Annotated in this window: 19 protein-coding genes; all 19 read right to left on the bottom strand. The window is 69.0% G+C overall.

Going from position 1 to position 24,032, the window contains the following annotated elements; translation table 11 throughout:
- Nucleotides 1-6: 6 nt before the first annotated feature.
- The 19 genes from EAO27_RS06350 to EAO27_RS06260 all read right to left on the bottom strand — a co-directional run bounded on the left by EAO27_RS06350 (nt 7) and on the right by EAO27_RS06260 (nt 23,301).
- Nucleotides 7-2,289, bottom strand: coding sequence for a hypothetical protein (locus EAO27_RS06350; protein ID WP_242778383.1), 2,283 nt, complete (start codon nt 2,287-2,289; stop codon nt 7-9).
- On the bottom strand, nt 2,282-5,374 hold the full coding sequence (locus EAO27_RS06345; RefSeq protein WP_242778379.1) for a putative baseplate assembly protein: 3,093 nt from the start codon (nt 5,372-5,374) through the stop codon (nt 2,282-2,284). Before EAO27_RS06345 ends, EAO27_RS06350 begins: the two co-directional genes overlap by 8 nt.
- Nucleotides 5,375-5,376: 2 nt before the next feature.
- A complete protein-coding gene (locus EAO27_RS06340) occupies nt 5,377-7,944 on the bottom strand; it encodes a baseplate J/gp47 family protein (RefSeq protein ID WP_242778376.1) in 2,568 nt (855 codons plus the stop codon).
- A complete protein-coding gene (locus EAO27_RS06335) occupies nt 7,941-8,300 on the bottom strand; it encodes a GPW/gp25 family protein (RefSeq protein ID WP_242778373.1) in 360 nt (119 codons plus the stop codon). The genes EAO27_RS06340 and EAO27_RS06335 overlap by 4 nt, the downstream gene beginning before the upstream one ends.
- Nucleotides 8,297-8,632, bottom strand: coding sequence for a hypothetical protein (locus EAO27_RS06330; protein ID WP_242778370.1), 336 nt, complete (start codon nt 8,630-8,632; stop codon nt 8,297-8,299). Before EAO27_RS06330 ends, EAO27_RS06335 begins: the two co-directional genes overlap by 4 nt.
- Complete coding sequence (locus EAO27_RS06325; RefSeq protein WP_242778367.1) at nt 8,629-9,147, bottom strand: phage baseplate assembly protein V; 519 nt, start codon at nt 9,145-9,147, stop codon at nt 8,629-8,631. Before EAO27_RS06325 ends, EAO27_RS06330 begins: the two co-directional genes overlap by 4 nt.
- A complete protein-coding gene (locus tag EAO27_RS06320) occupies nt 9,144-10,301 on the bottom strand; it encodes a hypothetical protein (protein WP_242778365.1) in 1,158 nt (385 codons plus the stop codon). Before EAO27_RS06320 ends, EAO27_RS06325 begins: the two co-directional genes overlap by 4 nt.
- Nucleotides 10,298-10,603, bottom strand: coding sequence for a hypothetical protein (locus EAO27_RS06315; RefSeq protein WP_242778362.1), 306 nt, complete (start codon nt 10,601-10,603; stop codon nt 10,298-10,300). Before EAO27_RS06315 ends, EAO27_RS06320 begins: the two co-directional genes overlap by 4 nt.
- 12 nt (nt 10,604-10,615) lie before the next feature.
- The gene (locus EAO27_RS06310; RefSeq protein WP_242778359.1) at nt 10,616-11,269 is read right to left on the bottom strand and encodes a hypothetical protein; all 654 of its coding nucleotides are present in this window, start codon (nt 11,267-11,269) and stop codon (nt 10,616-10,618) included.
- Nucleotides 11,266-14,808, bottom strand: coding sequence for a DUF4157 domain-containing protein (locus tag EAO27_RS06305; protein ID WP_242778356.1), 3,543 nt, complete (start codon nt 14,806-14,808; stop codon nt 11,266-11,268). Before EAO27_RS06305 ends, EAO27_RS06310 begins: the two co-directional genes overlap by 4 nt.
- Nucleotides 14,805-15,071, bottom strand: a complete 267-nt coding sequence (locus EAO27_RS06300; RefSeq protein WP_242778353.1) for a hypothetical protein — start codon at nt 15,069-15,071, stop codon at nt 14,805-14,807. Before EAO27_RS06300 ends, EAO27_RS06305 begins: the two co-directional genes overlap by 4 nt.
- Nucleotides 15,068-16,963, bottom strand: coding sequence for an ATP-binding protein (locus tag EAO27_RS06295; protein ID WP_242778350.1), 1,896 nt, complete (start codon nt 16,961-16,963; stop codon nt 15,068-15,070). Before EAO27_RS06295 ends, EAO27_RS06300 begins: the two co-directional genes overlap by 4 nt.
- Nucleotides 16,960-18,237, bottom strand: coding sequence for a DUF4255 domain-containing protein (locus EAO27_RS06290; protein ID WP_242778347.1), 1,278 nt, complete (start codon nt 18,235-18,237; stop codon nt 16,960-16,962). The genes EAO27_RS06295 and EAO27_RS06290 overlap by 4 nt, the downstream gene beginning before the upstream one ends.
- Nucleotides 18,234-19,160, bottom strand: coding sequence for a hypothetical protein (locus EAO27_RS06285; RefSeq protein WP_242780698.1), 927 nt, complete (start codon nt 19,158-19,160; stop codon nt 18,234-18,236). The genes EAO27_RS06290 and EAO27_RS06285 overlap by 4 nt, the downstream gene beginning before the upstream one ends.
- Nucleotides 19,157-19,837 carry a hypothetical protein gene (locus EAO27_RS06280; RefSeq protein WP_242778344.1) on the bottom strand — a complete coding sequence of 227 codons (681 nt, stop codon included), beginning with the start codon at nt 19,835-19,837 and terminating at the stop codon, nt 19,157-19,159. The genes EAO27_RS06285 and EAO27_RS06280 overlap by 4 nt, the downstream gene beginning before the upstream one ends.
- A 9-nt stretch (nt 19,838-19,846) precedes the next feature.
- Nucleotides 19,847-20,380, bottom strand: coding sequence for a phage tail protein (locus EAO27_RS06275; RefSeq protein WP_242778341.1), 534 nt, complete (start codon nt 20,378-20,380; stop codon nt 19,847-19,849).
- Between the two features lie 20 nt (nt 20,381-20,400).
- Nucleotides 20,401-21,978: a phage tail sheath subtilisin-like domain-containing protein gene (locus tag EAO27_RS06270; RefSeq protein ID WP_242778338.1), complete on the bottom strand. Its 1,578-nt coding sequence runs from the start codon at nt 21,976-21,978 to the stop codon at nt 20,401-20,403.
- 38 nt (nt 21,979-22,016) lie between these two features.
- Complete coding sequence (locus tag EAO27_RS06265) at nt 22,017-22,397, bottom strand: hypothetical protein (RefSeq protein ID WP_242778335.1); 381 nt, start codon at nt 22,395-22,397, stop codon at nt 22,017-22,019.
- A 283-nt stretch (nt 22,398-22,680) separates the two neighbouring features.
- A complete protein-coding gene (locus EAO27_RS06260; RefSeq protein WP_242778332.1) occupies nt 22,681-23,301 on the bottom strand; it encodes a PilZ domain-containing protein in 621 nt (206 codons plus the stop codon).
- Nucleotides 23,302-24,032: the final 731 nt, after the last annotated feature.

Raw genomic sequence — 24,032 nt, 5'->3', positions numbered from 1 at the left:
TTGTCCTCAGGTCTGGAACAGGGGGGCCGCGACCAGGCCGAACGGAAGATATTCTTCGAGCATGTCGGTCAGGTTCGCGCGGCGGAACGGCTCGCCGGCGGCGAATCCCGCGCCCATTTCGGCGCCGCCAAAGGCGCCTGCCGCAACCGCCCCGGGACAGGCCGGCGCGAGCTGGCCGAACGCACTGCCCGGATAGGTGCTCTCGGTGAAAATCGGCTGGACGCCCCGCGCGACCACGGTGCGCTCGGCCGCCGACAGCTCGGCTCCCGCTTTCTGCTCGGCCGCCGCGATGGCGAGGTCGGGCTGGCACCGATAGCGGCGCGGGACGCGCGATGTCGGCGGCGCATAGCTGAAACGGACGCAGCCCCGCTGGCGCTGCGCCGCGCGCGCCGTTCCGAGGAAGAGGCTGTTCCCGGCCTCGATCGAACGCACGGTCATCCGCCCGAAGATCGTGCTGCGCGCGATCTCGGTGTCGGTCGCAGCGGCGTCGATCGCCAGCGGCAACAGGTCGGGATCGGCCTCGAGGTCGCGATCCTCGCCGACGATCGAGTCGCGGACCGTCAGCATGCCGTCCATGGCGCCGCACGCGAGGGAACCGGCAATACAATGATCGATCTCGATGGCGAGCCCGGCGTTCTGCGAAATGACGCGCACGCCCTTGGCGAGGCCCGCGGCCGAAGCGCCGACCGTGCAATGGCGGATCGTGAGCCGGCCGAGGCGGCCCGCCATCACCGCAACCTCGCCCTCGATCAGCAGCCCGTCGAGGATCAGTTCGCCGCCCTCGCCCTCGTCGCCGCCGTTGTTCGGCACCGCGGAACGGATACGCAGGTCCGAACGGATATGCGGGCGGCGATGTGCCGGGGCGAGCGCGGCCAGATCGCGGGTGACGACGCCATTGTCGTGCTCGATCGCCGGCCACGCCGCCGCCGTGATGGCGAGCGCACCGCCCTGGGGGATGCGCAGGATATGCGCGGCGTCCGACAGATCCTCTGTATGACTCGCATTGTCGAGCAGCACGATCAGCCCGCGCGCGCCGGGAACCGCCGCGCCGTTCCACCGGACGATCGCCTCGGCAAGCGAAGCGACCACCACGCCGCCCTGCTCCGGATCATTTGTCTGATCCTCCGCCCGCGCCGATACGCCGACGACCCACGGGGCGATGCCGCTGTCGCCGAATATCCGGATCCGCCAGGCGCGCAGGCTGTCGCCCCGGTCATAGGGGCCGCCGCCGATCGCAAAGGGCGCGGCAAAGGCGCAGCTCGTCTCGACGCTCTTGGCTTCGTCGGTGCCGTGCAGCGCAAGGCGTCCGCGTTCGGGATCGAAGAGGACATGCCCGGCCTGCGCGGGACGCCGCCAGGTCGGGTTGCCCGATCCGTCGTCGCGCGTCTCGAGGTTGCAGCTGTGCAACTGCTCCGGCGGGACGTCGGTGCCGCCCAGGCGGATGCGCAGCACCGGATTGTCGTCGAACCAGCGGCTCGCCGCGCCGCCGCGCAGCCGTTCGAGGTCGCGATGAAGCAGGCGCCGGTCGAGCGGCGCAGGGACCATGCGCATGTCGACGCGCGCGGCGATAGAACGGTCGGCCTGCGGCGGGTTGAACAACGCCCTGTCGGCGCCGAGCGGATCGAAATGGCGGAAGCCGGGCCCGATCGCCGAAGCGCGGGGAACGAGGCCGCCGCGATAGCCCGCCGTCTCGTCGGACAGGAAGCCGAGCGGAAAGGCATCGAGCCGCCAGACGAAAAGTCCGACGTGCGGGATGGCGTAGCGGCCTGCCGCGCCATCCGCGACCCCCGCGGCGGCACTGTGGCACGCGTCGCTGAACGGGGATTCGGACAGTCGCGCCGCTTCGGCGTCGCGCACCGATGCGGTGCCGGCCGCGCCGGGACGGACATGGTTGACGTGCTGGCTCCAGATCAGCCGCTGGAAGAATTCGACCGCGACGACCGGCCAGCCGGTGACGTCGCGCGCCACCTGTTCGAGCGCGGCGGCGGTGCCCTTGGCCTGCCGGTAGCCCAATGTGTTGGCGATATAGCTGCGCAGCCCGACCTCGCCGGCGCCGAAGCTCCGCATCGGGCGGGCGCCGATCAGCGCACCGATATAGGGGATCACCCACGGCTCGCAGCTTTCGATGAACCAATTGTCGTAAAGCTGGTCGAGATCGCGTTCGACCTTGGCGAGTTCCTCGCCAAGCAATCCCATCAGCGCTTCGAGCGCCCGCCCCTCCCCCGCGTCGCGGTTGCGCAGATGCTGGGGCAGCAATTCGATCAACGCGGCGGGCGGGCGATCATGCACGAGCCATCTCCACAGTCAGCGCGACGCCGGCATCGAGCAGGGTGAGCAGTTCCGCCGCGGCGGGGGTCGCGCCATCCAGCCGCGCGCCCTCGACCGGGAGCACCGCCGCCAGGTCCGCGCCTTGAACGGACGCGCCGCCGCTTTCATCGATCAGCGCGAGCGCGTCCAGATCGACCCCGACCACGCCCGGCACGGACTGAAGCGCGGCAATCACTTCGGCGGCGCTGACCACCTGCCCGATGTCGCGGCGCGCAAAACCGAACATCTCCAGCAAGGTGTCGCGTGCCGCCAGTTCGACATCCTCGGGCCGATGATCGGGATGATGGAACAGCTTCGCCCTGAGTTCGAAAAAGCGCCGCGCCGCGGGCAAGATGAAGAGTCCGTGCGACCGGTCGCGTGCCGCGTCGGCGGCCGCCAGCAGGTTTTCGATCACAGCGGCATTGGCATCCAGTATCGCGTCGCTGGTGCCCGTGATGCTGACGATGATGACCTGCTTGTCGCCCGACCAGAGCCGGGCGGCCTGCGCCTTGCCGACGCCCGCAAAATTGGCGGCGAAATCGCGATAGTCGACCAGCGAGACGATGCGGTCGAGCGTCTTGACGTCGCGCGGCGCGGCAAGACGGATTTCGGCGAGGCTTTCGGGCGCGGCGCTACCGCTGGCACGGCTGGGGTTCACCACCGCCCGAATGCCGAGCGGGCGCGTCTTCAACTGGATGATCGCTTCGTCGGCGACTTCGCCGGCAAGGCCGATGCCGGCGCGGTAGCGGGCCACGATGTTGAGTTGGCCCGTCGGCAAGCGGCTGCCCCGCACCCCGTCGCCGAACTGCACCCATGTGCTCGCGTCATCCTCGCAGCGAACCGCATAGACCCGGTCGTCGGGACCGGCGTCATAGAGCGTCGGCACCTCGTGCCACAGGATGCCGTCGACGCGGATCGCGAGCGAAGAGGCGCGGCCGGTCGCGGTTTCCGCGCTGACATAGGTCAGCGGCGCCTTGGCAAGCTTGAAGCGCTGGAAGCCCTGCGCCGCGTCGCCCGAACCGAGCGGCTCCTCATACCCCTCGCCATGCGTCGCTGCCGCCATATTGGCGTTCACCGTCACGCTGGCGCGGCGATACGCATATTCGGGCCCGCTTTCGAGCAACAGGCGGGTGAAGCCGCCGATGTGAACCACATCGCGGACCTTCAGCGTCTCGCTCGCGGCGAGACCGTCGGCGTCGCTGCGCTCCCCCGCGATCGATATGGTCTGCCCATCGACGAGGTCGAGGTAGAGCGCGTCGAGATCGATCGCATCGGCGCCCGCCCTGACGTCGTCGCGGATCGGGGTTCCCGCAAGTTCGAGCGGCGCGCTGGCCGCGAAGATGTGCGCCGTGCGGAATGTGAAGGCGTTGAGTGGCGACGTGTCATCGGCTTCGGGCGGGTTCAACAGATCGTCAGCGCCCGGTGCCGCTCGCAATTTCAGCGCGGTCGTCTTCGCCGTCAGCGCATAGTCGGCGCGCGAATGCGTCGCCGCGGCCGCCACGCGGAACACCATCGCCTCGCCATCGCCGGTTTCGATCACAACCCAGCCGTCGGGAAGGATGTCCTTGACCTCGCGCTCCAGATAAATGTGGTTGCCGGACAGCAACATGCCCTGACTGTCGGTCCAGATGCGACGCGGACGATCGCGATCGGTGCGGTCTTCGGGCGCCCCATCGCCATGGGCTCCACGGGGGTCCGCGTTCGGGTCGACCGGGTCGGCATCCCACGGCTTCGGATACGGCCCCTTGTTGTCGCCGAGCATCTCCTGCGGCGGCGCACTGGCGCCAAAGAAGCCGCAATCGTCGCGCAGGATATAGAGGCCCGGCCGCGCGTCGGACGTTTCGGGTACTTCGACGGGACGCGGACGCCGAACGAGGTGCATCAGCTTGGCGCGCGACCAGGACTGGCTCCTGACCAGGGCGGTGAGCGCGGGGCCGGTCCACACCGCCTGCCGGACGACGTTGGTCACGGTGTCGCTGGTGAAGGCGAGCCGCGCGGTCGGCATCCCGATCCGCTTGAAACGCGGCGAGCGGCGAACGGGGGCGCTTCGCACCGCGGCGGGCGGTTCGCCGCCGCGCGTCGCGACGAGCCGGGTGACGCCGAACTCGCGATCGTCGGACGCGCTGACGACGCGGAGGGTCGAGGCGGCGACCTTGCGGGGACCGCCGCCGGGAAGCGCCACGCCGATGACGACGATCCGCTGCCCCGCCTTCAACCCGAGTCCCGTTCCGCGCAGATAGATTTCGTCGACCGGCAGCGCGCGCAGCAGCGGTTCGACTTCGGCGTTGAGCGCGTGCGCTTCGATCCGCTGTTCGAGCGCCCTGACGAGGTCGGTTTCGCCGTCGAGCGGATGATAGGGGGCAAGGCTTGCGATCGTGTCGAATATGCGCAGATCGGGATCGCCGAGCGCCGCCTCGCCAAAGCTGTTGTCGAGGTCGAAGAGGAAAATGCCGCCATTGCCGGCGTCGTCGCCGTCGTGGAACAGCGCGAGCGGCTGGTCGTAGAGCGTGCGCGCGGGCATCGCATTCCATTCGGCGCGCGCAGTGATCGGCTGGGTGGTCTCGAAGACCTGCGGCAATTCGCCCTTGCGCGTCGGCACCGACATCGCCTGCACCCCGACGGGGATCTCGACCGCGCGATAGGGATCGTCGGACGCCTCGACCGTGAAGCTCAAGGCGACCGAGGCGGCGACGCCGGGCGCGGGTTCGTAGCCGATCATCCGCGCCATCTCGACGAGCGCGCGGCGTTGCGTCGCGGTGCCGAGATAGGCTTCGTTGGCGACGCGCTCGCTGTAGAAGCTGAGCACGTCGAGCGTCGCGGCGAAGCCGTCGAACAGAGCGATCGTCGGGTCGCCGGCCGCGCGCGCGCGCAGCGCGGCGAGCGGAAAGAGCGGCGGCTCATCCTCGCCGTTCACATTGTGCCGCGGCAGTTGCCACTGCATGCGGTCGAAAAATTCGGGGTGCGTGCCGATGCGATAGGCGATCGACGCGAGCCCCGGACGATTGTCCGGGCGCTTCACGCCGCGTTCGACGGCGCCGCAGATATTGGCGGGGGGCTTGTGCGCCATGATCAGCGCCCTCCCGCCATCAGAAAGGCGATCCGGCCGCGGTCGGGGAAGGTCGGGTCATTGTCGAGCCGCGCGACTTCGCTCGGCGCGATCGCGATTTCGGCGTCGTCGGCATAGTCGATCGCCGGCTGGTCGAGCCGGCCGAACCAGCCCTGCACCGCGCCCGCACCGTCGCGCGTGCCGATCCATTGGACCCCCGTCACCTGCATCGCCCGCGCGATGATCGGCGAGAGCAGGATATTGTCGCCGAAGCTGAAGCGATCGGGGTGGAAATAGCCCGGGCGCCCGTCGCGCGTCGATCCGGCGGTGAAGGCGTCGAGCAGGTCGCGTTCGACGTCCCCCGCATAATGATCGCCGCACACGCAGACATAGAGGCGGATGTCGAGCGGGACGTAACGCGGCGGCACGACTTCGAGATCGTGCCCCGCGAGGCGGTAGCTCGCGAGATGGTCGCGCAGCCCCGCCTCGAACAGCGCGTCGACCGCGCCGCCGCCGCGCCGGTCGATCGCGAGGAAGATCGTGTTCCAGCTGCCCGTCCAGCGCCGTTCGGCATAGGCGCGCTGGACGTCGCCATAGGCTTCGGCGGCGGCGACATAATCGGCGGGGGTGACGGCGCGGCGCTGCCGGCGAAAATGTCGCGGAGCGGCGACGCGAATCGCCGCAACGGGTTCGCGGTCGCGACCGCCGATTGCGGGCAAGGGATTGCGAACGCGCGATACTATCCCGCCGTCGGCAGCAACGACGTAAGCGATCGCATCGGCGCCGATATTGCCCCGCCGACCGCCGCCGTGGCGGATCACCGCGGTCATCGCGCCCGGATTGGCGGGTTTGCGTCCCCCCGCCCCGTCGCCGAAGCGCGCATAATGCGCGGCATCGGTCGCCTCGACGCAGAATTCGGCGGTGAAGGGATCGGCCGCGAGCAGATCGGGCACCGCGCGCCAGCGCTGGCCGTCGCCGCGGATCAGCACCTGCGCGACCGGCGCTTCCGCGGGCGCAAGCGTCGCGCGCGCGGGTTCGTCCGCGGCGCGTTCGGGATCGAAGCCGGGCGCGTGAACGATCGCGTCGCCGCGCAGCCGCAACCGGACGAGCGTACCGGGAGCGTCGTCGCGGGTGAGACCGCGGCGTTCGATGTCGCCGACGACAAAATCATCCTCCGCGGCCTGCCCCGGATTGAGCGCATAATCGACGGTGCGCCCCTCGTCGGCGAGCAGGATGTTGCCGATCGCGACCGCACCCGGAGGGCCGTCCTCGACCCCGTCGCCATCGGCATCGGGCGCCGGCGCAAGGTTGAGCGGAAAGGTCAGCGCGTCGTCGGCGTGCCATTCGATACGCACGAGATCGTCGGCGGTCAGCGGGTCGCGGACCTCGACCGGATCGGCCGACAGCCGCACGAGCTGGCGATGCGCAGGGTCCGGCGGATCGCCCGCACGGCCACCGAAGGGCACCAGTTCCTCGAACAGGATCAGGTCGCCCTTCGCGAGCCCGAGCCCGGCGCGGGTGCCTACGAGGTGCGCGGCGGTGGCCCCGGCGGGCAGGCAGCAGGCGCTGTCGCCCCAATCGTAGAGGCGCATGGCGTTGCGCGCGACGCGCAGCGAACGAAGATCGTGCAGCGCTTCGAAGACGATCGCCCCTGCCCCGACCATATCCTCGAAAATCCGCGGATCGCGCGGCTGCACCGTGGCGAGCGGGCCGGCACCGCGCGACGGTCGCGTGAGCAGGCGTACCCCCTTTGCCAGGATCGGCGCGGCGAGCGGGCCGACATCGAGATTGTCTTTCGCCTCGACCGCAACCGCAACGCGCGCGTTGCAGCCTTCGGATGCGCTGTAGCCGAGCAGCCGCGCGTGGCGCAGCACCGACTGGCGCAGCCGCGCGCGGCCGAAAAAGGCCTCGGTCCCGACGGCGTCCTGGAACCAGCTCGTCTGGTCGGCGGCGTGTGCCAGCGCTTCGACCAGAGTGACGCCAAGATCGGCGGGGCTGCGTTCGGTCCAGTCGGGCAGGCTGACCGCCATGCGGTCGAGCATCATCTGGCGGAAACTGTCGTAGTCCTTCGCCAGATAGTCGATCGGCGGGCCGAACGCGCGCGGCGCGGGTGGAGCATCGGGTGCGGCGCAATCGAAGGTCGAGGGACATTCGGCCTTGAAGCTGAAATCGACCGCGGCGAGCAGCGGGTCGAGAAAGGGCGGCCGGTCGTCGTTCACCGCCGACAGCCGCACCGACAGGCGATAGGGCGAATAGTCGCCCGCTGCGTCGAGTGTCAGCGTCAGGCTGTGCGGCACCGCGGCCGGTCCCGGATCGACGTCGGTGACGCGGATGCCGGTGACGCGGGTGCCGCCCGCGATCGCGAAATTGTCGGGTCCGAGCAACGGCACGCCCGCGGCGAGCACGCCGTCATCGCGGAGGAAGACGAGCGTCAGCAGCCGCTGGCGCATTTCGGGCGCGGGCGCGTCGCGGTCGATCACCTCGACATAGTCGATGCCGTTCAGCAGCACCCCGCCGCCGGTATCGACGGTCGCGGCGGCCACGCTCTGGCGGCGCCTTTCGGTGCCGCAATATTGGATGGTGCCGGTCAAAACAGCTGCTCCACGGTGACGAGCCGTTCGCGCGCCTCGTCGAGCGGGCGGTAGCGCACGGTGATCGACAGGCGGCTGTCGACCGCCGCGGTTTCGACCCCGCGCACCTCGATCGCAGCCGACAGCCACTGCTGCAGCGCCGCCATCACCATATGCTGCGCCGCTGCCGCGAGTTCGGGGGCGTTTTCGGAAAAGATGAGTTCGTTGACCCCGGCCCCGAAATCGGGGCGATTCACGCGCTCGCCGCGCCGCGTGAAGAGCAGTTGCTCGATCATTCCGCGGATATGATCTTCATGATCGGCGCCCGCCGTCATGCCGTTCGCGTCGATGCGATAGGGGAAGCCGAACCGGGTCATGTCGCGAGCACCTTGGCCTGGATGCTCGACCAGACGACGGGCCCCTGCGGCGTCTGGGTCGCAGCCACTCCCATGTCGGACGGGTTCATCTTGAGCGCGGGCTTGCCCTCGACCAGCACCTTGCTCGACGCGCCGGTGAGCATCAGCGTGACGCACGGCGACGGCGTCGCGCTGGGCAAGGTGAAGGGGCAGCCCGCGACCATGCCCTTGTCGCCCATGACCAGCGGCGGGACGCCCATCACGAGCACCTTGGTCGCCGACGACACCATGGTCGCGGGGATCGCATGCGGGCATTGGGCGAGTGTCGCCATGGTGACCAGCGGGACCGTCATGGCAATATCTTCAGATTGGCGCCGTTGATCGACACACCGTCGAGCGCGAGCTTGACCGTACTGGCGCCATGGGTGAGCGTCATTCCGTCGGCGCCCGCCTCGATTTTTGCGGCGCCGGTGGCGGTCGTCAGTTCGAGCGTCAGCGTCGGCGCGCCGGGGATGTCGAAGATTTCGAGGCTGAAATTCTCCCCTTTCCACGCCTTGGTCAGGAAGCCGACGGGTCCCGGTGGCGCCGGGGTGTCGCCAAGGTCCCAGAATCCCCCCGACCAGATCGGATAGTCGGGGTTGCCCGCCTCGAACTCGACCCAGATTTTCGCGCCCTTGGGCGGGATGGCGTACAGGCCGACCCCCGACCCGGCGCCGGGCAGGCACGGCATCGCCCAGGCGAGCGTGCCGTCGCCGAACACGGACGGGCAGCTGACCTGGACACGGCCGAGCCCCTGGACGTCGGCGGGGTTTTCGACCGTTCCGCGATATTTGCCATAATAGGTCGCGCAGTCGTCGGCCGGGTTCATGGCAGCACCATCGGGGTCATCGGGCCGCGCTCGGCACGGCTGAGCGTGAAGCCCTGTTCATAACTGCCCGGCTTGATCAGGTGGCGCACCTCGGACACCTTATAGGCGCCGCCATAGGTCAGCCCGGCACCGCGCAGAAAAACCGGATCGCGCGCCTTGAGCGCGGCATTGTAGCGCGTCGAATCGAGCGTCCCGGTGACGGTGAAGGCGCATTTGGCGCCGCGATCGACCTCTGCCTGCGCGCGTCCGAAGGCCTGCCCGGCGTTGAGCCCGGTGGTGACGATCGGCTGTTTGCGCGTCGAACCGAAGCGAAAGACCGTTTCGGGGATCGCCCCCATCGGCGCGTTCGACCCGACGAGCCCGACCACCGGAATCTTGGCCCCGGTGATGCGGTCAAGCACGGTGGTTTCGACGGTGCGCAGCACTTCGTCATCCTCCGACGTCGTGACGTCATAGGCGTCGCTGGCCGGCCCCATGTCGATCGTCATCGTGCGTTGCGGCACCCCCGGCTTGGTCGGCGGCCCCCAATAGAGGGTGTTCATCCCGGGCAGCGGCCCCGGATCGACATAGGTTTCATAGCCGTGCCGCCGCGCCATCTGGTTGAGATAGGCCCAGTCGGAGCAGGTCTGTTGCGGGACGCGGTCGATCGGGATCGGCGGATCGATGAACTTGGGCGGCAGCACCATCGGCAGCATGCCGAATTGCGGATAGGACACCCCGATCAGCGTCGCGATCATCGTTTCGTCCATCGCCGGATGCTCGGTCTGCTTGACCTCCTTGTCGAGTTCGTAGCTCAAATCGCGGCCGAGCAGGGTCAGCGTCCCCGAACCGGCGTCGCTGCCGGGGCGATATTCGCGCTTGGTCACGATGCCGTCGAAGATCACATAGGGAATGACATCAAAGATCATCGTCACGATCGCGCGCGCGCCCTTCATCAGTTGCGGATGGGTGATGAACGGCGCCTCGATGAAATCGGCGACCCCCGAGCGCCCGGTGTTGAGCACGAGTTTGAACCCCGACGGCGCGCAATCGGACAGCTTGACCTCGACCTCGGCGATCGCGTTCATCACCTCGGCGGGCGCGGGCAGCGCAACCGGGCTCGGCCCGATCAGCAGGTTCATGCGCACGCCGAGGATGTTGCCGAGCAGGCTCATCCGCCAACGCCTCCGGTGCCGGGAACGGGGATCACCACCGTGTCGCCGGGCGCGCCGGGCAGCGCCGCGGGATGCGTCACGCGATTGGCGTCGGCGATCATCCACCAGGCGGTCGGGTTGCCGAGGTTGCGAAAGGCGATCAGGTCGAGCCGGTCGCCCTCGATCGTGCGGTGGCGCGTCGCGATGGTCATCGTGGCGGGATCGGGCAGCCATCGCGGCAGGACGTAACGCACCGTCACCCCGTCGCCGCGGTCGGCGGCGAGCACCGGCTGGTTGGCGTAACGGCTGGTCAGGGTGAACATCGCGCGGTCCTTTCAGAGCAGTTTCACGTCGCCGCCGAGCACCGCGCCGACATTGTCGACCCCGGCGACGGTCGCGAGCACTTCCTTGACCACCTGATGCGCCATGAAGGCCCAGTAGCCGGGGTGGGTGATCGCGAGATCATTGTAGGTGAGCACTTTCATCGACAGCGACACGTCGGCGCGGATCGGGTTGAGCGCGGGGTCGTGCATCGTCTCGGTGATCGACAGGCTTTCGAGCTTCACCGGGACGACGCGTTTCCAGCCGTAGATGAACAGGGTGAGCGGCGCGGCGGGCGGGATGACCTCCATCGTGCCGATCTGGAGCAAGATCTGGTTGGCGGCGACGAGCAGCGATTTGGGATAGGTCAGCATCTCGATCGCGGCGAGATAGCCGGTGAGCCCGGCACCTAGCGGCCCCGCCTCCCCGCGTTCCATCTGGTCGACAAGGTCGAGCGTCAGATTGGCGCTGATCGTTTCGGCGGGCGGCCCGGCGAGCCGCAGCGCCTCTGCCCGGCCGCCGCCGGCCTGCGAATATTGCGGTGCGAGGCTGCGCGAAATCTGGTCAGGATTATATTGGAAGATCGCAACCGAGGCGAGCGGGTTGAACAGGTCGAGCCCGACGATCGCGCCCTTGATCAGCTTGGGAGAGCCGGGGAAGTTGGTCATTTCCCGCTCCCCCGGATCGGGAAGGCGGCCTTGTGTCTGGGCCCGCGATTGGGGCTCCAGTTATAGGGGGCCTCGCCCGGCAGCATGATGACGAACGTGCCTTCGGTCTTCTTCAGTTCGGCATCGTCGGGGAAATAGAAATAGGCGAGCTTGCCGCCGCCTTCGGCGGGGCCGAGGTTGATCACGCGGATCGTGCAGGACTGGTCGCGGATGATGCGATCGCCAAGGTTGATCGTGATGCGGACCTTCACATTTTCATTGTTGTAGGCGCGCTGCCAGTTGATCCCCGATTCAATGAAGCCCGAGCCGACCTTGGGATCGCCCGTGACGACGGTGCCGCCCTTGACCGAGCTGGTGCCCGCTGGCGGCGACGCACCGCCGTTGCTCTCGGCCTCGCCGCCGCTGCCCGCGATGCCGGGGGTACCGGTCGATCCGCTTTGCCCGCTGTCCTTGGCCGGCGCATCGCCGCCCTGCTCTTCGCCCTTGCTGCCCCCGCCGTCGGCGGCATCGCCCTCCTGCGGCGCCGGTCCGCCGCCATCGCCGCTACCACTGCCCTCGCCTTCGCCGTCGGACTCGTCGCCCGACCCCATCTTGCACTGATAGTCCTTCAGCTCGACGTCCTCGGCCACCATCTTGTCGATGTCGCACAGCATCGGCTGGATCGGCGCGGGCAAGATATCCTTGAGCTTTGACAGAATCTTCTGCGCCAGCATGGTCGGCAGCTTGCGCACCGTGTCGACCGCAAGGATCGCCTTGGCCATGACCTGGCGCGCGGGGCAGCTCTTCATCATCCGCTGGACGAGCCAGTCGAGCGGCGAATAGCCGAATTTCGACGCGACATAATCGGCGAGCGAGAGAATGCAGGTGACGATCGCGCCGACCCCCGCGGCCCCCAGCCCGGCGAGGCAGAAGCCGAGGCGGACGACCTTGATCGCTTCGACCACCGCGCCGGTGATGCTGGCGATCATCTTGGCGCCGCTCACGATCTCGTCGAGTTCATCCTTGAACGGTTTGATGATCGCACCGAACTCGGTCTCGATCGTCGCGAAGATATCGTCCTTGATCTGGGTGATGAATTTTTCGGCTTCGGCGGCTTGGGCCAAAAGATCCTCGAGCCCGCCTTCGACCTTGGACTTGATGAAATTGACGAAGCCGCTTTCGATGCATTTGACGACGGCGGAGGTGGTCTTGGCGATCACGATCTTGCCGATCGTCATGAAGACCGCCTTGGCGACCCGCATCGCAGCCTGCGCCGCGGGCGAGCTGTTCGACGTCTTGAACGGCGCGCCCTTGAAGGTCGCATGGAACCGCGCCTTGACCTTTTCATAGGCCTGCGCCGCCTTGATGAACACGCCGCCGAGCGTCTTGCGCAGGATGCCGAAGATCCGCGCGACGTCGCCCACCGGGGTTTCGCCCGCCCAGAACATCATCTTTTCGAGCAGGTCGCGGCCCGCGACCATAGCGTCCGAATCTTTGGGTTTGGTGCGCTCGACGCCGAGCGACTTCTTCATCCAGTCGATCGATTCGACGGCGCGCCCCTGGAAGCGGACCCTTTCGCGGACGTCCTTCTTGAAATCCTTGTCGAGCTGCGTCTTCAGGCTGACGCCCTTGCTCGACCCCGCGGTGCCGCGGCGCAGATTGTTCCAGTTTTCGAGATTGAAATGGTCGGTCTTGGGGACCGGGGTCTTGCGCTGGACGCGCACGGGCGCGGCCGCGCGGGCGAGCGGGCGGCGATGCGCCTTCGGCAGCGGTCGCTTGCACGCGGCCTTGCGGCTCGACGGCGGCGCGGTCAGGCAGCCGATGATCTTGTCGATCTTGGCCTTCGCCGATTTCACGCCATGCTTCTTCGCCTCAGGCGTCTTCATCGCTGCGGCGAGGCTGGCGGGTTCGGGGGCCAGGAAATAGGTCCATATCCCGGCGTTGAGCGGGTCCTTGGCGATCGACCAGCGCCCCTTGATTCCCGGCGGCGAAAAATCGTTGAGCGGCCCCATATGCAGCCGGATATTGTTGACCGGCCAGTCGCCGCCCTTCTGGTTCGGGTCCCATTTGTCCGGGATGTTCGGCATCAGCGTCCGCGGCATCAGCTTCGGATTGCCGAACTGGTAGATGCTGGCGCCGCCGGCCCCGCGTGCCTTGTCGCGCACGAGCGTCATGCCGTCGAAATAGCTGCCGAGCTGCTCGACGCCCTTGGCGCGCGCCGATTCATTGTGACCGGGCTTCATGTCGGCGAGCTGGATGCCCGAAACACTGCCGACCGGAGCCCCCGCGGCCAGCGTCGGCGCCCGCCCTTTGCCCGTCGATGCCCCTGCGACCGCCGCCCCCTTCGCGGCGAAGGCGCAGCTCGACGTCGTTGTGGCGTCGAAGACTTTCAGGCCCGCTGCCGCTTTCGGCGCGGTCGGCGGTACGGTCTTGCCGCAATCGAGTTCGACGCCGGGGACGGTGCCCTGGTCGGAACGATAGAGGTCGGCAAAGCCGCAAAGGCCGCATCCCGCGCCGTCGGCCTTGGCGTTGGGCATCATGACCTCGGTCAGGATATTCGAGCTGGTGTTGGCCTTGGCGAGCGCCGTGACCGCGGCATGATGTTTGCCGGTGTTGGTCATCAGCGCCGACATCGGTTCCGCGGCGCCCGGCAGCGTGAACTCGGCGGGGAGCCAGAAGGGTACGCTGGCACGCCGGACACCCGCGCGCGAGGCGCTGGCCGGACGGCGCGCCAAGCCCGGCCCGACCGGTCCCGGCGCGGTCTGCTGCATCACATGCGCGAGTTCGTGCGCCATGGTGAAGCTGGGCCCCGCCCCCTCGCCCGCGCCGAGCCAGACGTGGTTCTTGTAGGTGAAAGCGCGCGCCGAAATGCTCGCATTCTTGCCCTGCGCATCGCCGCCCTGATGGACGCGGACGTCACCAAGATCGCGTCCCATGCGGCTTTCGAAGAAGCTGCGCGTCGAGGCCGGGAGCGGCGAACCGCCGCGCGTCAGCTCGCCGTCCGACGCCGCGATCGTTTCGGCGCCGTCGTCGCGCCGCGCGCGGACGAGCGGGTCCTTTTCCTCTTCCCTAGGCTCGGCGAAGCGGCGCGCGCGCGGTTCGTCGTCGGACGCCGAGGCGCAGGCCGAACAGGCGCGCCGTACCGCGCCGCCCGCCGGCGAGGCGTCGTCCGCCGACGTTGCGCCCGCGCCCGGATCGGGCATCGCCATCACCTGCGCCGCGATGCCGTCGGCTTCCTGCTCGTAGCGGTCGCCAACCGGGCCGACCTCGAGCCGCGGCTGGACCGCGCTTTTTTCCTCGGCCTCCTCCTCGCACGCCGCGCATTTGCGCCGCACGGCGGCATCCGCGCGCCGCGCCTCCGGCCGCCGCCGGACCGGCGCCTCCTCGTCACGGTCGCACGCGGCACATTGGCGCTGGACGGCAGGGGTCGCGGGGATGGCGGCAAGCGACGCGACCGGCGGCGGAGCATAGCGGCTTTGCGGCGCGGCCTTGCGCATCACCGGCGGAGCGGCCTGCGGCGTCGCGGTCGTTCGCGCAGCGGTGGCGTGGAGCGCGCTCATCGCCCGCCCCCTGCCAGATGCGCGCCGATCGCCCGGCCCGCCGCCCGGCCGAGCGCCGCCGGGCCCTGTCCCGGCGCGACGGTCAGCGACAGGCGCGACCGGTCGCCGCCCAGCGATGCGACATCGGCCCCCGCGAGCCGCGCCTCGACCGCCGCCGCTAGCGCGCGGCGCACCGCGGCGGCATCGCACGGAGCAACGCCGACGAGCGTCAGCCGGTCGATCGTCAGGCGGATGCGCGGCGAGACGGCCGGGGGTAAGCTCATGTCGCCCACCCCCTGAGTTCGGCGCTGGTCAGCGAGCGCCCGCTTTTTTCATATTCCAGCCGCGCAGCGGCGAGGATATGTCCCATGCAGACATCCTCGCCGCGGTCGGCGGCGACGAACGCGGCCGCCATCGCGACGTTGCGGATCGAACCGCCCGCGAGGTTGAGCTGCGCGAGCCGCGCGAAATCGAGCCCGGCCTTCGGCGTGTCTTTCGGGAAGATGCGCTGCCAGATCTCAGCGCGCTCGCCCATTCCCGGAAAATCGAAGTCGATGATGAAGCGCAACCGGCGCAGGAAGGCGGTGTCGATGTTCGAGCGAAAGTTGGTCGTCAGGATCGACAGGCCGCGATATTCCTCCAGCCGCTGGAGCAGATAGCTCACCTCGATGTTCGCGTGGCGGTCGCGGCTGTCGCTCACCTCGCTGCGCTTGCCGAACAGCGCGTCGGCCTCGTCGAACTGGAGGATCGCCGATCCGTCCTCGGCGGCGTCGAACACGCGGCGCAGATTCTTTTCGGTCTCGCCGATCCATTTCGACACCATCGACGCCAGATCGATGCGGTAGACGTCGAGCCCGAGTTCGGCGCCCAGTATTTCGCCCGCGAGCGTCTTTCCGGCGCCCGACGGCCCCGAGAAGAGCACGCTGACCCCGAGCCCGCGCCCGCCGCTGCGCCGGGCAAACCCCCAGCTTTCGTATACGGTCGCCCGGTTGCGCACCTGCGCGACGATCGCTTTCAATACATCCTTTTGGTTCGGCGGCAGGACAAGGTCGTCCCATTGCGCCTCGCCCTCGATCCGCCGCGCAAGATCCTCCATGCGCGGCCGCGCAAAGCGGCGTGCGGCATCCCACGCGATATCCTCGAGCTTCGGCGCGCCCTTCTTCGGCTTCGAGGCCCTGCCCCGGCCGGGCGCAAGAACCGCAAGCTCGGCGGCGACGCTGTCGGCAAGTTCGGGCGAAACGGGGAAATGCCCTGCAAGCCGTTCGATCGTACCGTTGAGGCGCTTCGACCAGGGACCGAGCCGATCGCGCCAGACGGGGATCTGTTCCTTTGCGGTCATGCGCGGCATATCGAGCCGCACCGTCGGCGCCTGCCCGAGCAGCAGCGGATCGGGCGTCGCGACGATCATCGGCAGCCGCAGCAGTTCGGCGAATTGCGCGAGCGGCCCCGGATCGCCGCGGGCAGCGTCGACGAAGAGCAGACCGTCGGTGAGCATCAGGTCGCGCCGCCAGAGCTGCGCGAGGCGGGCGAGATCGAGCGGCGCCGCGGGCAGCATTGCCGCGCCGATCGCATAGAGCGGGCGTTTCGAGGCGATGAGCGCCGCCGCGGCCGCCTGTTCCTTGCCGAGCGGATCGGGGCCGCAGAGCTGGAGCGTCATGCCGGGTTCGCCGAGCACGCGCAGCCGGATCGCCTCGGACAGCCGCGCGCGCGAGGGCGAGAGATCGGCGGGCGGATCGACGCGCCGCGCCTGCAGCGCCAGTTCCTCGGTCAGCGACGGCGCATCGAGCAGCGCGAGGAGCAGCGCCTCGGCGAGCGCGAAGGGTGCCGAGCCGAGCCCGTCGCCGCCATCGATGCGGATCAGGCCGAAAGCGCGCAGCGGCGCGTCAGCGGCGAGCGCGCGCCAGTTGGCGCCGGGAAGCGCGACGAGCGCGAGGCCAAGCGACGGGACGGTGCGGCGCGGGTCGGCGTGGAGCGCCGCGATCCGTTCGCCCGCCGCCGGATCGAGCGCCGCCCACGCTCCGAGCAGGAGCAGGTTGCGCCCGAAGGGATCGAGCCCGAAGCGGTCGGCGATCGCGTCGGCACGCGTCGCGGGCGGCGTTCCCTTCTGGCCGTCGAGCCAGCCGGCAACGGTCGCAAAAGCCTCGGCGAGCGGGCGCGATCGGGTTCCGGCGCTCATGCGAGATCGACCAGCGGGCCGGTGATGCGGCCGAAATCGGGTTGCGCGGGGTCGGCGCCGACCTCGGGCTGCGAGGCGAAGCCGTCGACGTCGATCCGCGCGAGATAGGCGCCTGCGGCGAGGTCGGTGAAGGCGAATTTGAGCTGGCTCGTCGGGAAGGCGGCGGGAGGCTGCATGTCGAGCGCGGCGTTACCGATCTGCCCCGCACCGGCCGCATTGAGAAGCAGCGCCGCCGACTGGCCCGCCTGAAGCGGGGGATCGATCGTCACGCCGATCGTGCCCGACCGGAGGCCCGCCGCGCTGCCCGCACCGCTCGTCACCGTGCCCGGGGTCATCACCGGCAGGATCGCGAAGGCGACGACGTTCGAGCCCCGGCGCAACCGTTCGGGCATCGCCGGATTGGCCGGCGCCGCGACGACCTCGATCTGATGAGCGCCCGCCGGGGGCAGCGCGCCGCCGAACAGCGCGGGATCGAGCGGCAGTGCGAGACCGTCGCCGACGATCGCCGCGTCGGCGAGCGCACGCGGTTCGCCATCGACGCGCAGGCTGTTGCCGAACCGCGCGATGCCGCTGCCGGTGAGGTGCAGTGTCGCGCCCCACGGCACCGGCCCAGACTGGCCGGGCGACGGCCCGATGCTGCGGATCTGCAGCGGGCCCATCGGTGCCGAATATATCTCGGGCGTCGCCACCGGGATCGCCGCGGCGGGGCGTTCCTGCGTTTCGATCGCGATGTTGCGAACGATATATGTCGCCGAGAGGCCATAGGGGACCTGAAAGAAGACCGACCAGAGTTTCGACAGATCCTCGAGCGAGAGCTGGTCGGGTTCGAGGCCATAGGGGCGGCCATCGTCCGCGAGATCGGCACCGGCGAGCATCGGCTGGTTGGCGGCGTCGCTGCTCGCCGCCTCGATCGCGTCGAGCGACAGGCCGGGCGCATGTTCGAGCGCGAGCGCCGCGGCGCCGTAAAGCCGCTCGGGCTCGAACTTCGCGGCATTGCCATAGAAGCTCAGCACATAGTGGAGATCGAGGGTCAGTTTCGCGCGCGCGCGCGGAGCGCCGGCGCCGTCGCGGCTCGGGAAATGATCGTTGCGATGCTGGCTGTTCGGCAGCACGCGAAAGAGGAAGATGTTGATGACGGGCTTGCCCTCGTCGGCGAGCGCCGCGGTGGGCGCGCCGATGCGGACATCGGTTTCGGCGACCGCCTGGTTCGCGGCATCCTGGAGGATATGTTTGAGCGTCGCGGTGACGACGGCGAGCGAGCGGAAATTGCTCATGTCGCCCTCCCTCCCGCAAGAAAGGCGTCGAGCGACGACGGCGCCGGGCCCGATCGCGGCGCGGGCGCGGCGGGCGCGGCAGCGGCGCGCACCTCGATGCTACCGATATGAATCTCGACCACCGGAGGCGCGGCAGCCGCGGCCGCGGGCGGCGGGGCGGCCGGTCGAAGCGAGGAGGAAGCAGGCGCGCCGACCGGCGGACGGCTTCCCTCGACGGCGAAGCGCGCGGCGGCGGCGGCATCCCCGGTCGGCGCGATCGGGCGCGACGCGGGCGCCTGCTGCGGTCCGGCGCCCTCCCGCGGGGTGGCAAGCCGAAGCGCGTCGCGTGCGGGCGCCGCGATGGTTTCACCAACTTGCAGGGCACGCGCCGGATGCGATAGCGGGGCCGAGCGGATGGCGGGCGAAATCGCCCCGGTTGCCGCGCTGGTCTCCGGCCCACCGGCGTCAGGGGGCGCCCCCGGCAGCGCGGGGGTCTCCCGGGCGGTGGACGTCTCGATGCGGATCGGGGCAGCGGCGACCGCATCCCGGGGGGTGGGGGCCGCGGCGGCGGGGGCCCCCGGATCGGCTGCGGCCACGGCGGCGGCCGGGGCATGGGCTTCGCGGCGCCGCACCATTGCGGCGGGCTGCGCCGCCGCGACGGGTGACGGAGCGGGCGACGGCGCCGCGGGAGCCGAAAGCGCAGCTGGACCGGTTGACGCCGGGACGGCGGCGGCGATGGCAGGGGCAACGGACACCGGGGACAGCGGCGCGGCAGGCGCCGCCGCCGGGGCGGGCGAAGGCGGCGCGGCGGGTTCGCTTGCCGCCACCGGTTCGGGCAGTCCCATCTCCTCGGGCAATGGCTCGAAGCGCGACGGGACGCGCGGCGCGGCGACCGGTGTGTCGCCCGCGGCGCGCGCGGCGATGCGGGCGAGCAAGCCGGTCATGCGCCCGCCGCCGTCAGGTAAAAGCGCCGCCGCGCGGGCGGCAGCGACAGGATATCGCGTTCGGACCAGTGGTTGACGCGCGCGAGATCGGCGACCTGCTGGAGCAGCCGCGGCACGCGCAGTATGATCTCGTCCCAGAAGAAGGCGGCGATGTCGAAAACGATGTCGGCCGCCTGCCCGCATTCGGGGCAGCGCGCGGCGATGGCGAGTTCGGCGTCGGGGTCGAGCGCGGCGAGCGCGGCGTCGAGCGCGGCGTCTCCGATGGCATCGCCGCCCGGCGCGACCCGCCGGCGTAGCAGCGCCCGCGCGGCCTCGGCGTCCCCCTGCCCTTCGCCGAGCGCCAGATCGCCCGCGGTGAGCGCGCGGACCGCGACGCCTTCGACGGTCGCGGGCGGCGCGGCTTCGCCGGGCGTGTCGCGGCCGAGGTCGGCGGCGGTGAGCGTGAATTCATAGTCGGCGCCGCATTCGGGACAGCGCTGTCCGACCTCCAGCCGCGCTCCGAACTGGCGCGCACGCAAGGCGAAGAGTGCGCGGTCGCGCTGGCCGAGCGACAGCGCCTCGGCCGCATCGCGGGGCATGCCTCCGGCCTCGAGCAGCAGCAGCGCCCGGCCGGCGGGGCCCAGCGACGCGCCGCTCTCGCCGATCTCGATCAGCTCCAAGGCGGTCCAGCGGCGCACCGGCCGGCCCTAGAGCGTCGGCTCGCTGAAGCTCGGCTCGGCGGGCTCGGCGACGTCATAATCGCGTTCCCAGCCCTCATTCTCCAGCTTCAGCGTCTGGATCGCGACCGCGCTCGCCGAGGCGTCGAGGTCGGGAAAGGCGACGAATTCGGAGGGCCAGCAGCGGAACAGCCTGTAGGCGAGCACGAGTTGCCCCGCCTCATTGTAGATTTCGAGGACGAGGTCCTTGCGGAAATCCTTGAGCGAGACCTCGGCGCCGAGACCCGAGCCGAAGTTCCAGACCTTGTTCGCCCATTGCTCGAACATCGTGTCGTGGGTGACCCCGCGTTCGAGCGTGATCGCCTCATAGTCGGTCTGCCCCGGCGACTTGCGCGAGGTCGACGGGTCGCCGCCCTCGCGGAATTTGACGACCTCGGTGCTGCGCTTGAGCGCGCTCATCTTCGAAAGTCCCGCGACATAGGCGCCATCGGGCAGGCGCAGGCGGAACTTGTAGGTCTTGTACGGATCGCGCCGTTCGGGGTTGACGCTGAAAGGTGGTGCCATGATCGCTCTCCCCTAAAGGCTCAGGCCGCGTTGCGGATCTGCTGGATGGAAATGACGACGAACTCGGCGGGCAGCAGCGGCGCGAAGCCGACGACGATGTTGACGATGCCCTGGTTGCGGTCGTCCTGCGTCGTCGTGCCGCCGTCGCATTTGACGAAATAGGCGTCGCGCGGGCTCGCGCCCTGGAAGGCGCCCTGCTTGAACAGGCGTTGCATGAAGGTGCCGACCGACAGCCGGACCTGCGCCCATAGCGGTTCGTCATTGGGCTCGAAGACGACCCATTGGGTGCCGCGATAGAGGCTCTCCTCGATGAACAAGGCGAGGCGGCGCACCGCGAGATATTTATAGTCGTCGGAGAGCTGGTCGGCGCCGCGCAGCGTCCGCGCGCCCCAGACGGTGAGCCCGGTGCCGGGGAAGCTGCGCAGGCAATTAACCCCGATCGGGTTGAGCAGGCCGTTCTCCTGATCGGTCATCGGCACCGTCAGTCCTTCGGCGCCGGAGATCGTCGCCGCCATGCCCGCGGGCGATTTCCACACCCCGCGGTTGACGTCGGTGCGCGCGATGATCCCCGCGACCGCACCGCACGGCGCGAATTTGTCGATCTGACCACCGCGCAGCGGGTCGCGGCGAAGCAGCCGCGGAAAGAAGAGCGCGGCGTGGTCGGCGTTGGTCAGCGACAGGACGCGATTGTCGCTGAGCTGCGCATCCTTGACCTTTGCCACCGCAGTTTCGGGATTGGCGTCCCATTCGACCGGCGGGTCGACGATCAGCACCGCACGCTCTTTCTTGCACAGCTCGGCGGCGGCTTCGTAGACGCCGTCGGGCAGCGTCGCGTCGCGCTGGTCGGGCGGGATGCAGAGCAAGTTGAACAGGTCGGCCTTGAGCAGCGCGTGGATGCCGGTCTTCTTGTCGGCGTCGCCCTTGTAGTCGAGGTCGGTGAGTGCAGCACCGTCGTTGCCGCCGGTCGCGGTCGCCTTGGTGTCATGCGCCGGGCGGTTGCCGAGCTTGGGCGATCCGTTCGCGTTGACCTGACACTCGACGAGGCTCGATTCGGCGGCGAGCACGCGATCGAAGCGCCGCGCGCCGCCGCTTTCCTTAACCGTCAGGTTGCGGAACACCTCGACCGCCTTGGTCGCCGTGTCCTCGACGCGCAGATCGAACAGATCGTCGACGGTGAGGCCGAATTTCTTGGCCGCTTCCTTCGCGCCCTCGGGATCGACCTGCCCCGGATGCGTCACCTCTCCTGCAAGTTTCCTGCCCCATTCGCCGGGGCTGCGCGCGCGCAGGCCAAGCGCGCCGATGTTGAGCTGGGCGACGCCGTCGTCGCCGGGGGCGAGCGGCTTGAACAGGCGGACGATTTCGGCCTGGCCGCCGCCGTTGGCGTAGAAATCGTCGACCGCATAGGTCACCGGCGCATCGGACCACAGTCCGCCGAAGCGGCGGTTATATTCGCCGAAGCCGAAACAGGTCACGGGCTGGTTCACCGGCCCGCGCAACGCGCGGCCGACAAAGGCGGCGATCGAGGTGGCGACGCCGCTGACTGTGCGCACCCCCGATCCGACTTCCTGAATATAGACACCGGGATAGGATACGGACATGGCTGCGCTCCCTTTTCAAGCGATGACGGCGTGGCGGATCAGCCGAGCTTCGAGCCGACGAGGATGCGGATGTCCGCCGGCGTGGTGGTCGAGAGGTTCTTGAGCGTGATCGTCTCGAGGCTGCCGGCGAAAAGCTTGATCGCGGCGCCGAAGAGGATGATCGGGCCGGTGAGCCGGGTGCGCGTCGCGGTATCGGTCTTGACCTCGACCGAACCGTCGATGAGCGACGAGGTCAGGACGAAAAAGGCGAGCTGGTCGACATCGTCGATCTGGAGCGCGAGTTCGCGGTCGGCGGTCATGCCCTTGACGAGCTGGACCTCGGCGGTGGTGATCGCATCGACGTCGAGCTCGCCGCCCGCGTTGATGCCGACGCCGGCGGACGAATTTCCGCCGAACGACCAAAAGAATTTCTGGGGCATGACTGCACAACCTCCCTTTGCCGAAACGCAAGCGACGAAGTTTGTGCGACCGATTTTTATTGAGGTTCGCGGGTTAACATGAGTCGGCCCGGACCCGATTGGACGAATACGCCAAATCCGTCGCCGGCAAGGTCCGGCGCGACCCGATGCTTCATCGCGATAGTGCGCGGTTTCTGTTCCCGCAGCCATCAGACTGGGCGACGGGACTTAAGCAAAGCTTGCCGGGCATGGTTAACCGCACGCGCCCCGTAACGGCGCGCGGGCAGCCTCTGGTCGCCTGCGTTCAGCCCTGGAAGTGGCGGATGCTTTCGAGGTCGGCGCGGCCGAGCGGCTCGGTGAGCCACAGCCCGCCGCGCCCCTTGCGCGACCAGCGGACGATCGCCTTGCGCCGGATCCCGCCGGGCAGCACCAGCTCGAGCGGCTTGCCGACCTCGAAATGCCCGTCGTGGATGAACCCGGCGCCGCTCTGCGACAGGTCGGCGAGCTCGATGTCGCTCGTTCCGTCGTCGGTGACGAGCTGGGCGCGCGTGTGCACAGGCAGGCGCGGCGCGCGATAGTCGCCCGACTGCTGCTCGGCGGCGAGGCGGCGCAGCACCTCGGCGCCGTCGATCTCCGAATCGAAGGCGACGCCGCAGCGCCCCGCTTCGCACCAGGCGACGCGGCCGTGGATCACGATGGTTTCGGACAAGGCGATTTCGAGCCGCTCGCCGACGGTGACCGGCACGTCGACCGCGAGCATCATCCCGCCGTCGGACATGTTGCGGACGCGCCAGAGCCCGGCGTCGCCGTCGCGCGTCACCTTGGCGATACGCCAGACGGTCCTGAAACGGTCGCCGCCGCGCCGATCGTTTTCGGTCGCGGGGTCTTGCTCCTCTGCGGGGTCCGAGAAGCGGGGTTCGATCATGTCATCCTCCTGATTCCAACAGCGCCCAGAAGAGACATTTCGGCTGCCAAAAATCGTCTAAAACACTCTAACCCCACCACTTTACCGTCGGTCCGTTCGCTTCGCCGGCTGGTCCTCCGGCAACAGTCAACGATCCCGTACGGGCTTAAGATCAGCATGGCTTTAGAATATGAACAAATTTCTCACTAAGAGGAAATTAATGCTGCCGAAGTGGCGGCGTCTTGCCGCAGCGGCAAGGACAAGCCGACGACCACGGCGTCAATGCCACCACCCCGGCAACGATCGAATGAGAAAAATCACATGATTAGCGAATTATGATCCGAGGGTCGCGCGCCGGCGACATTCCTGGCGCCCGCGAGGACGATGCCGGGACGAGCGAGTCGCGGTACCTTTCGCGGCTTTTCCCGCGGCCGGTTGCGGACGTCGATCCTCCCTGCGGCGAAGCCATGGGGAGAATTGGCGGAAAACGACCGATCCCGGTCGTTCGGCATTGAGCGGGCGCAGATCCGCTACTGACAGACGCGGACGTCGAAGCGCCGCAGCTAATATGCTGTTATATGAACGTTCGGCCGACATCAGGCGACCATGCGCTTCGCGGCAATGCCAGTCGCATCCGGCTCCTCGATGATCGAACATTCCTATGCGGAAAGGAGGCCTGTATCTCCGCCTCCGGTGACGATCGCCAACGCGGGCTTGAGGCCTTGTGCAGAATGCTTTGAAGGTTGCCGCCC

The sequence above is a fragment of the Sphingopyxis sp. YF1 genome (genome assembly GCF_022701295.1).
Classification (GTDB): Bacteria; Pseudomonadota; Alphaproteobacteria; order Sphingomonadales; family Sphingomonadaceae; genus Sphingopyxis.
Note: the sequence above shows the minus strand (reverse complement) of the source record. Positions and strands in the feature narration are given on the sequence as shown.

Excerpts from the sequence above, each read along its gene's own strand:
- EAO27_RS06345 (WP_242778379.1), bottom strand. The coding sequence starts at position 5,374 with ATGGCGCACAAGCCCCCCGCCAATATCTGCGGCGCCGTCGAACGCGGC.
- EAO27_RS06335 (WP_242778373.1), bottom strand. The coding sequence starts at position 8,300 with ATGACCCGGTTCGGCTTCCCCTATCGCATCGACGCGAACGGCATGACG.
- EAO27_RS06330 (WP_242778370.1), bottom strand. The coding sequence starts at position 8,632 with ATGACGGTCCCGCTGGTCACCATGGCGACACTCGCCCAATGCCCGCAT.
- EAO27_RS06325 (WP_242778367.1), bottom strand. The coding sequence starts at position 9,147 with ATGAACCCGGCCGACGACTGCGCGACCTATTATGGCAAATATCGCGGA.
- EAO27_RS06320 (WP_242778365.1), bottom strand. The coding sequence starts at position 10,301 with ATGAGCCTGCTCGGCAACATCCTCGGCGTGCGCATGAACCTGCTGATC.
- EAO27_RS06315 (WP_242778362.1), bottom strand. The coding sequence starts at position 10,603 with ATGTTCACCCTGACCAGCCGTTACGCCAACCAGCCGGTGCTCGCCGCC.
- EAO27_RS06310 (WP_242778359.1), bottom strand. The coding sequence starts at position 11,269 with ATGACCAACTTCCCCGGCTCTCCCAAGCTGATCAAGGGCGCGATCGTC.
- EAO27_RS06305 (WP_242778356.1), bottom strand. The coding sequence starts at position 14,808 with ATGAGCGCGCTCCACGCCACCGCTGCGCGAACGACCGCGACGCCGCAG.
- EAO27_RS06300 (WP_242778353.1), bottom strand. The coding sequence starts at position 15,071 with ATGAGCTTACCCCCGGCCGTCTCGCCGCGCATCCGCCTGACGATCGAC.
- EAO27_RS06295 (WP_242778350.1), bottom strand. The coding sequence starts at position 16,963 with ATGAGCGCCGGAACCCGATCGCGCCCGCTCGCCGAGGCTTTTGCGACC.
- EAO27_RS06290 (WP_242778347.1), bottom strand. The coding sequence starts at position 18,237 with ATGAGCAATTTCCGCTCGCTCGCCGTCGTCACCGCGACGCTCAAACAT.
- EAO27_RS06285 (WP_242780698.1), bottom strand. The coding sequence starts at position 19,160 with ATGACCGGCTTGCTCGCCCGCATCGCCGCGCGCGCCGCGGGCGACACA.
- EAO27_RS06275 (WP_242778341.1), bottom strand. The coding sequence starts at position 20,380 with ATGGCACCACCTTTCAGCGTCAACCCCGAACGGCGCGATCCGTACAAG.
- EAO27_RS06270 (WP_242778338.1), bottom strand. The coding sequence starts at position 21,978 with ATGTCCGTATCCTATCCCGGTGTCTATATTCAGGAAGTCGGATCGGGG.
- EAO27_RS06265 (WP_242778335.1), bottom strand. The coding sequence starts at position 22,397 with ATGCCCCAGAAATTCTTTTGGTCGTTCGGCGGAAATTCGTCCGCCGGC.
- EAO27_RS06260 (WP_242778332.1), bottom strand. The coding sequence starts at position 23,301 with ATGATCGAACCCCGCTTCTCGGACCCCGCAGAGGAGCAAGACCCCGCG.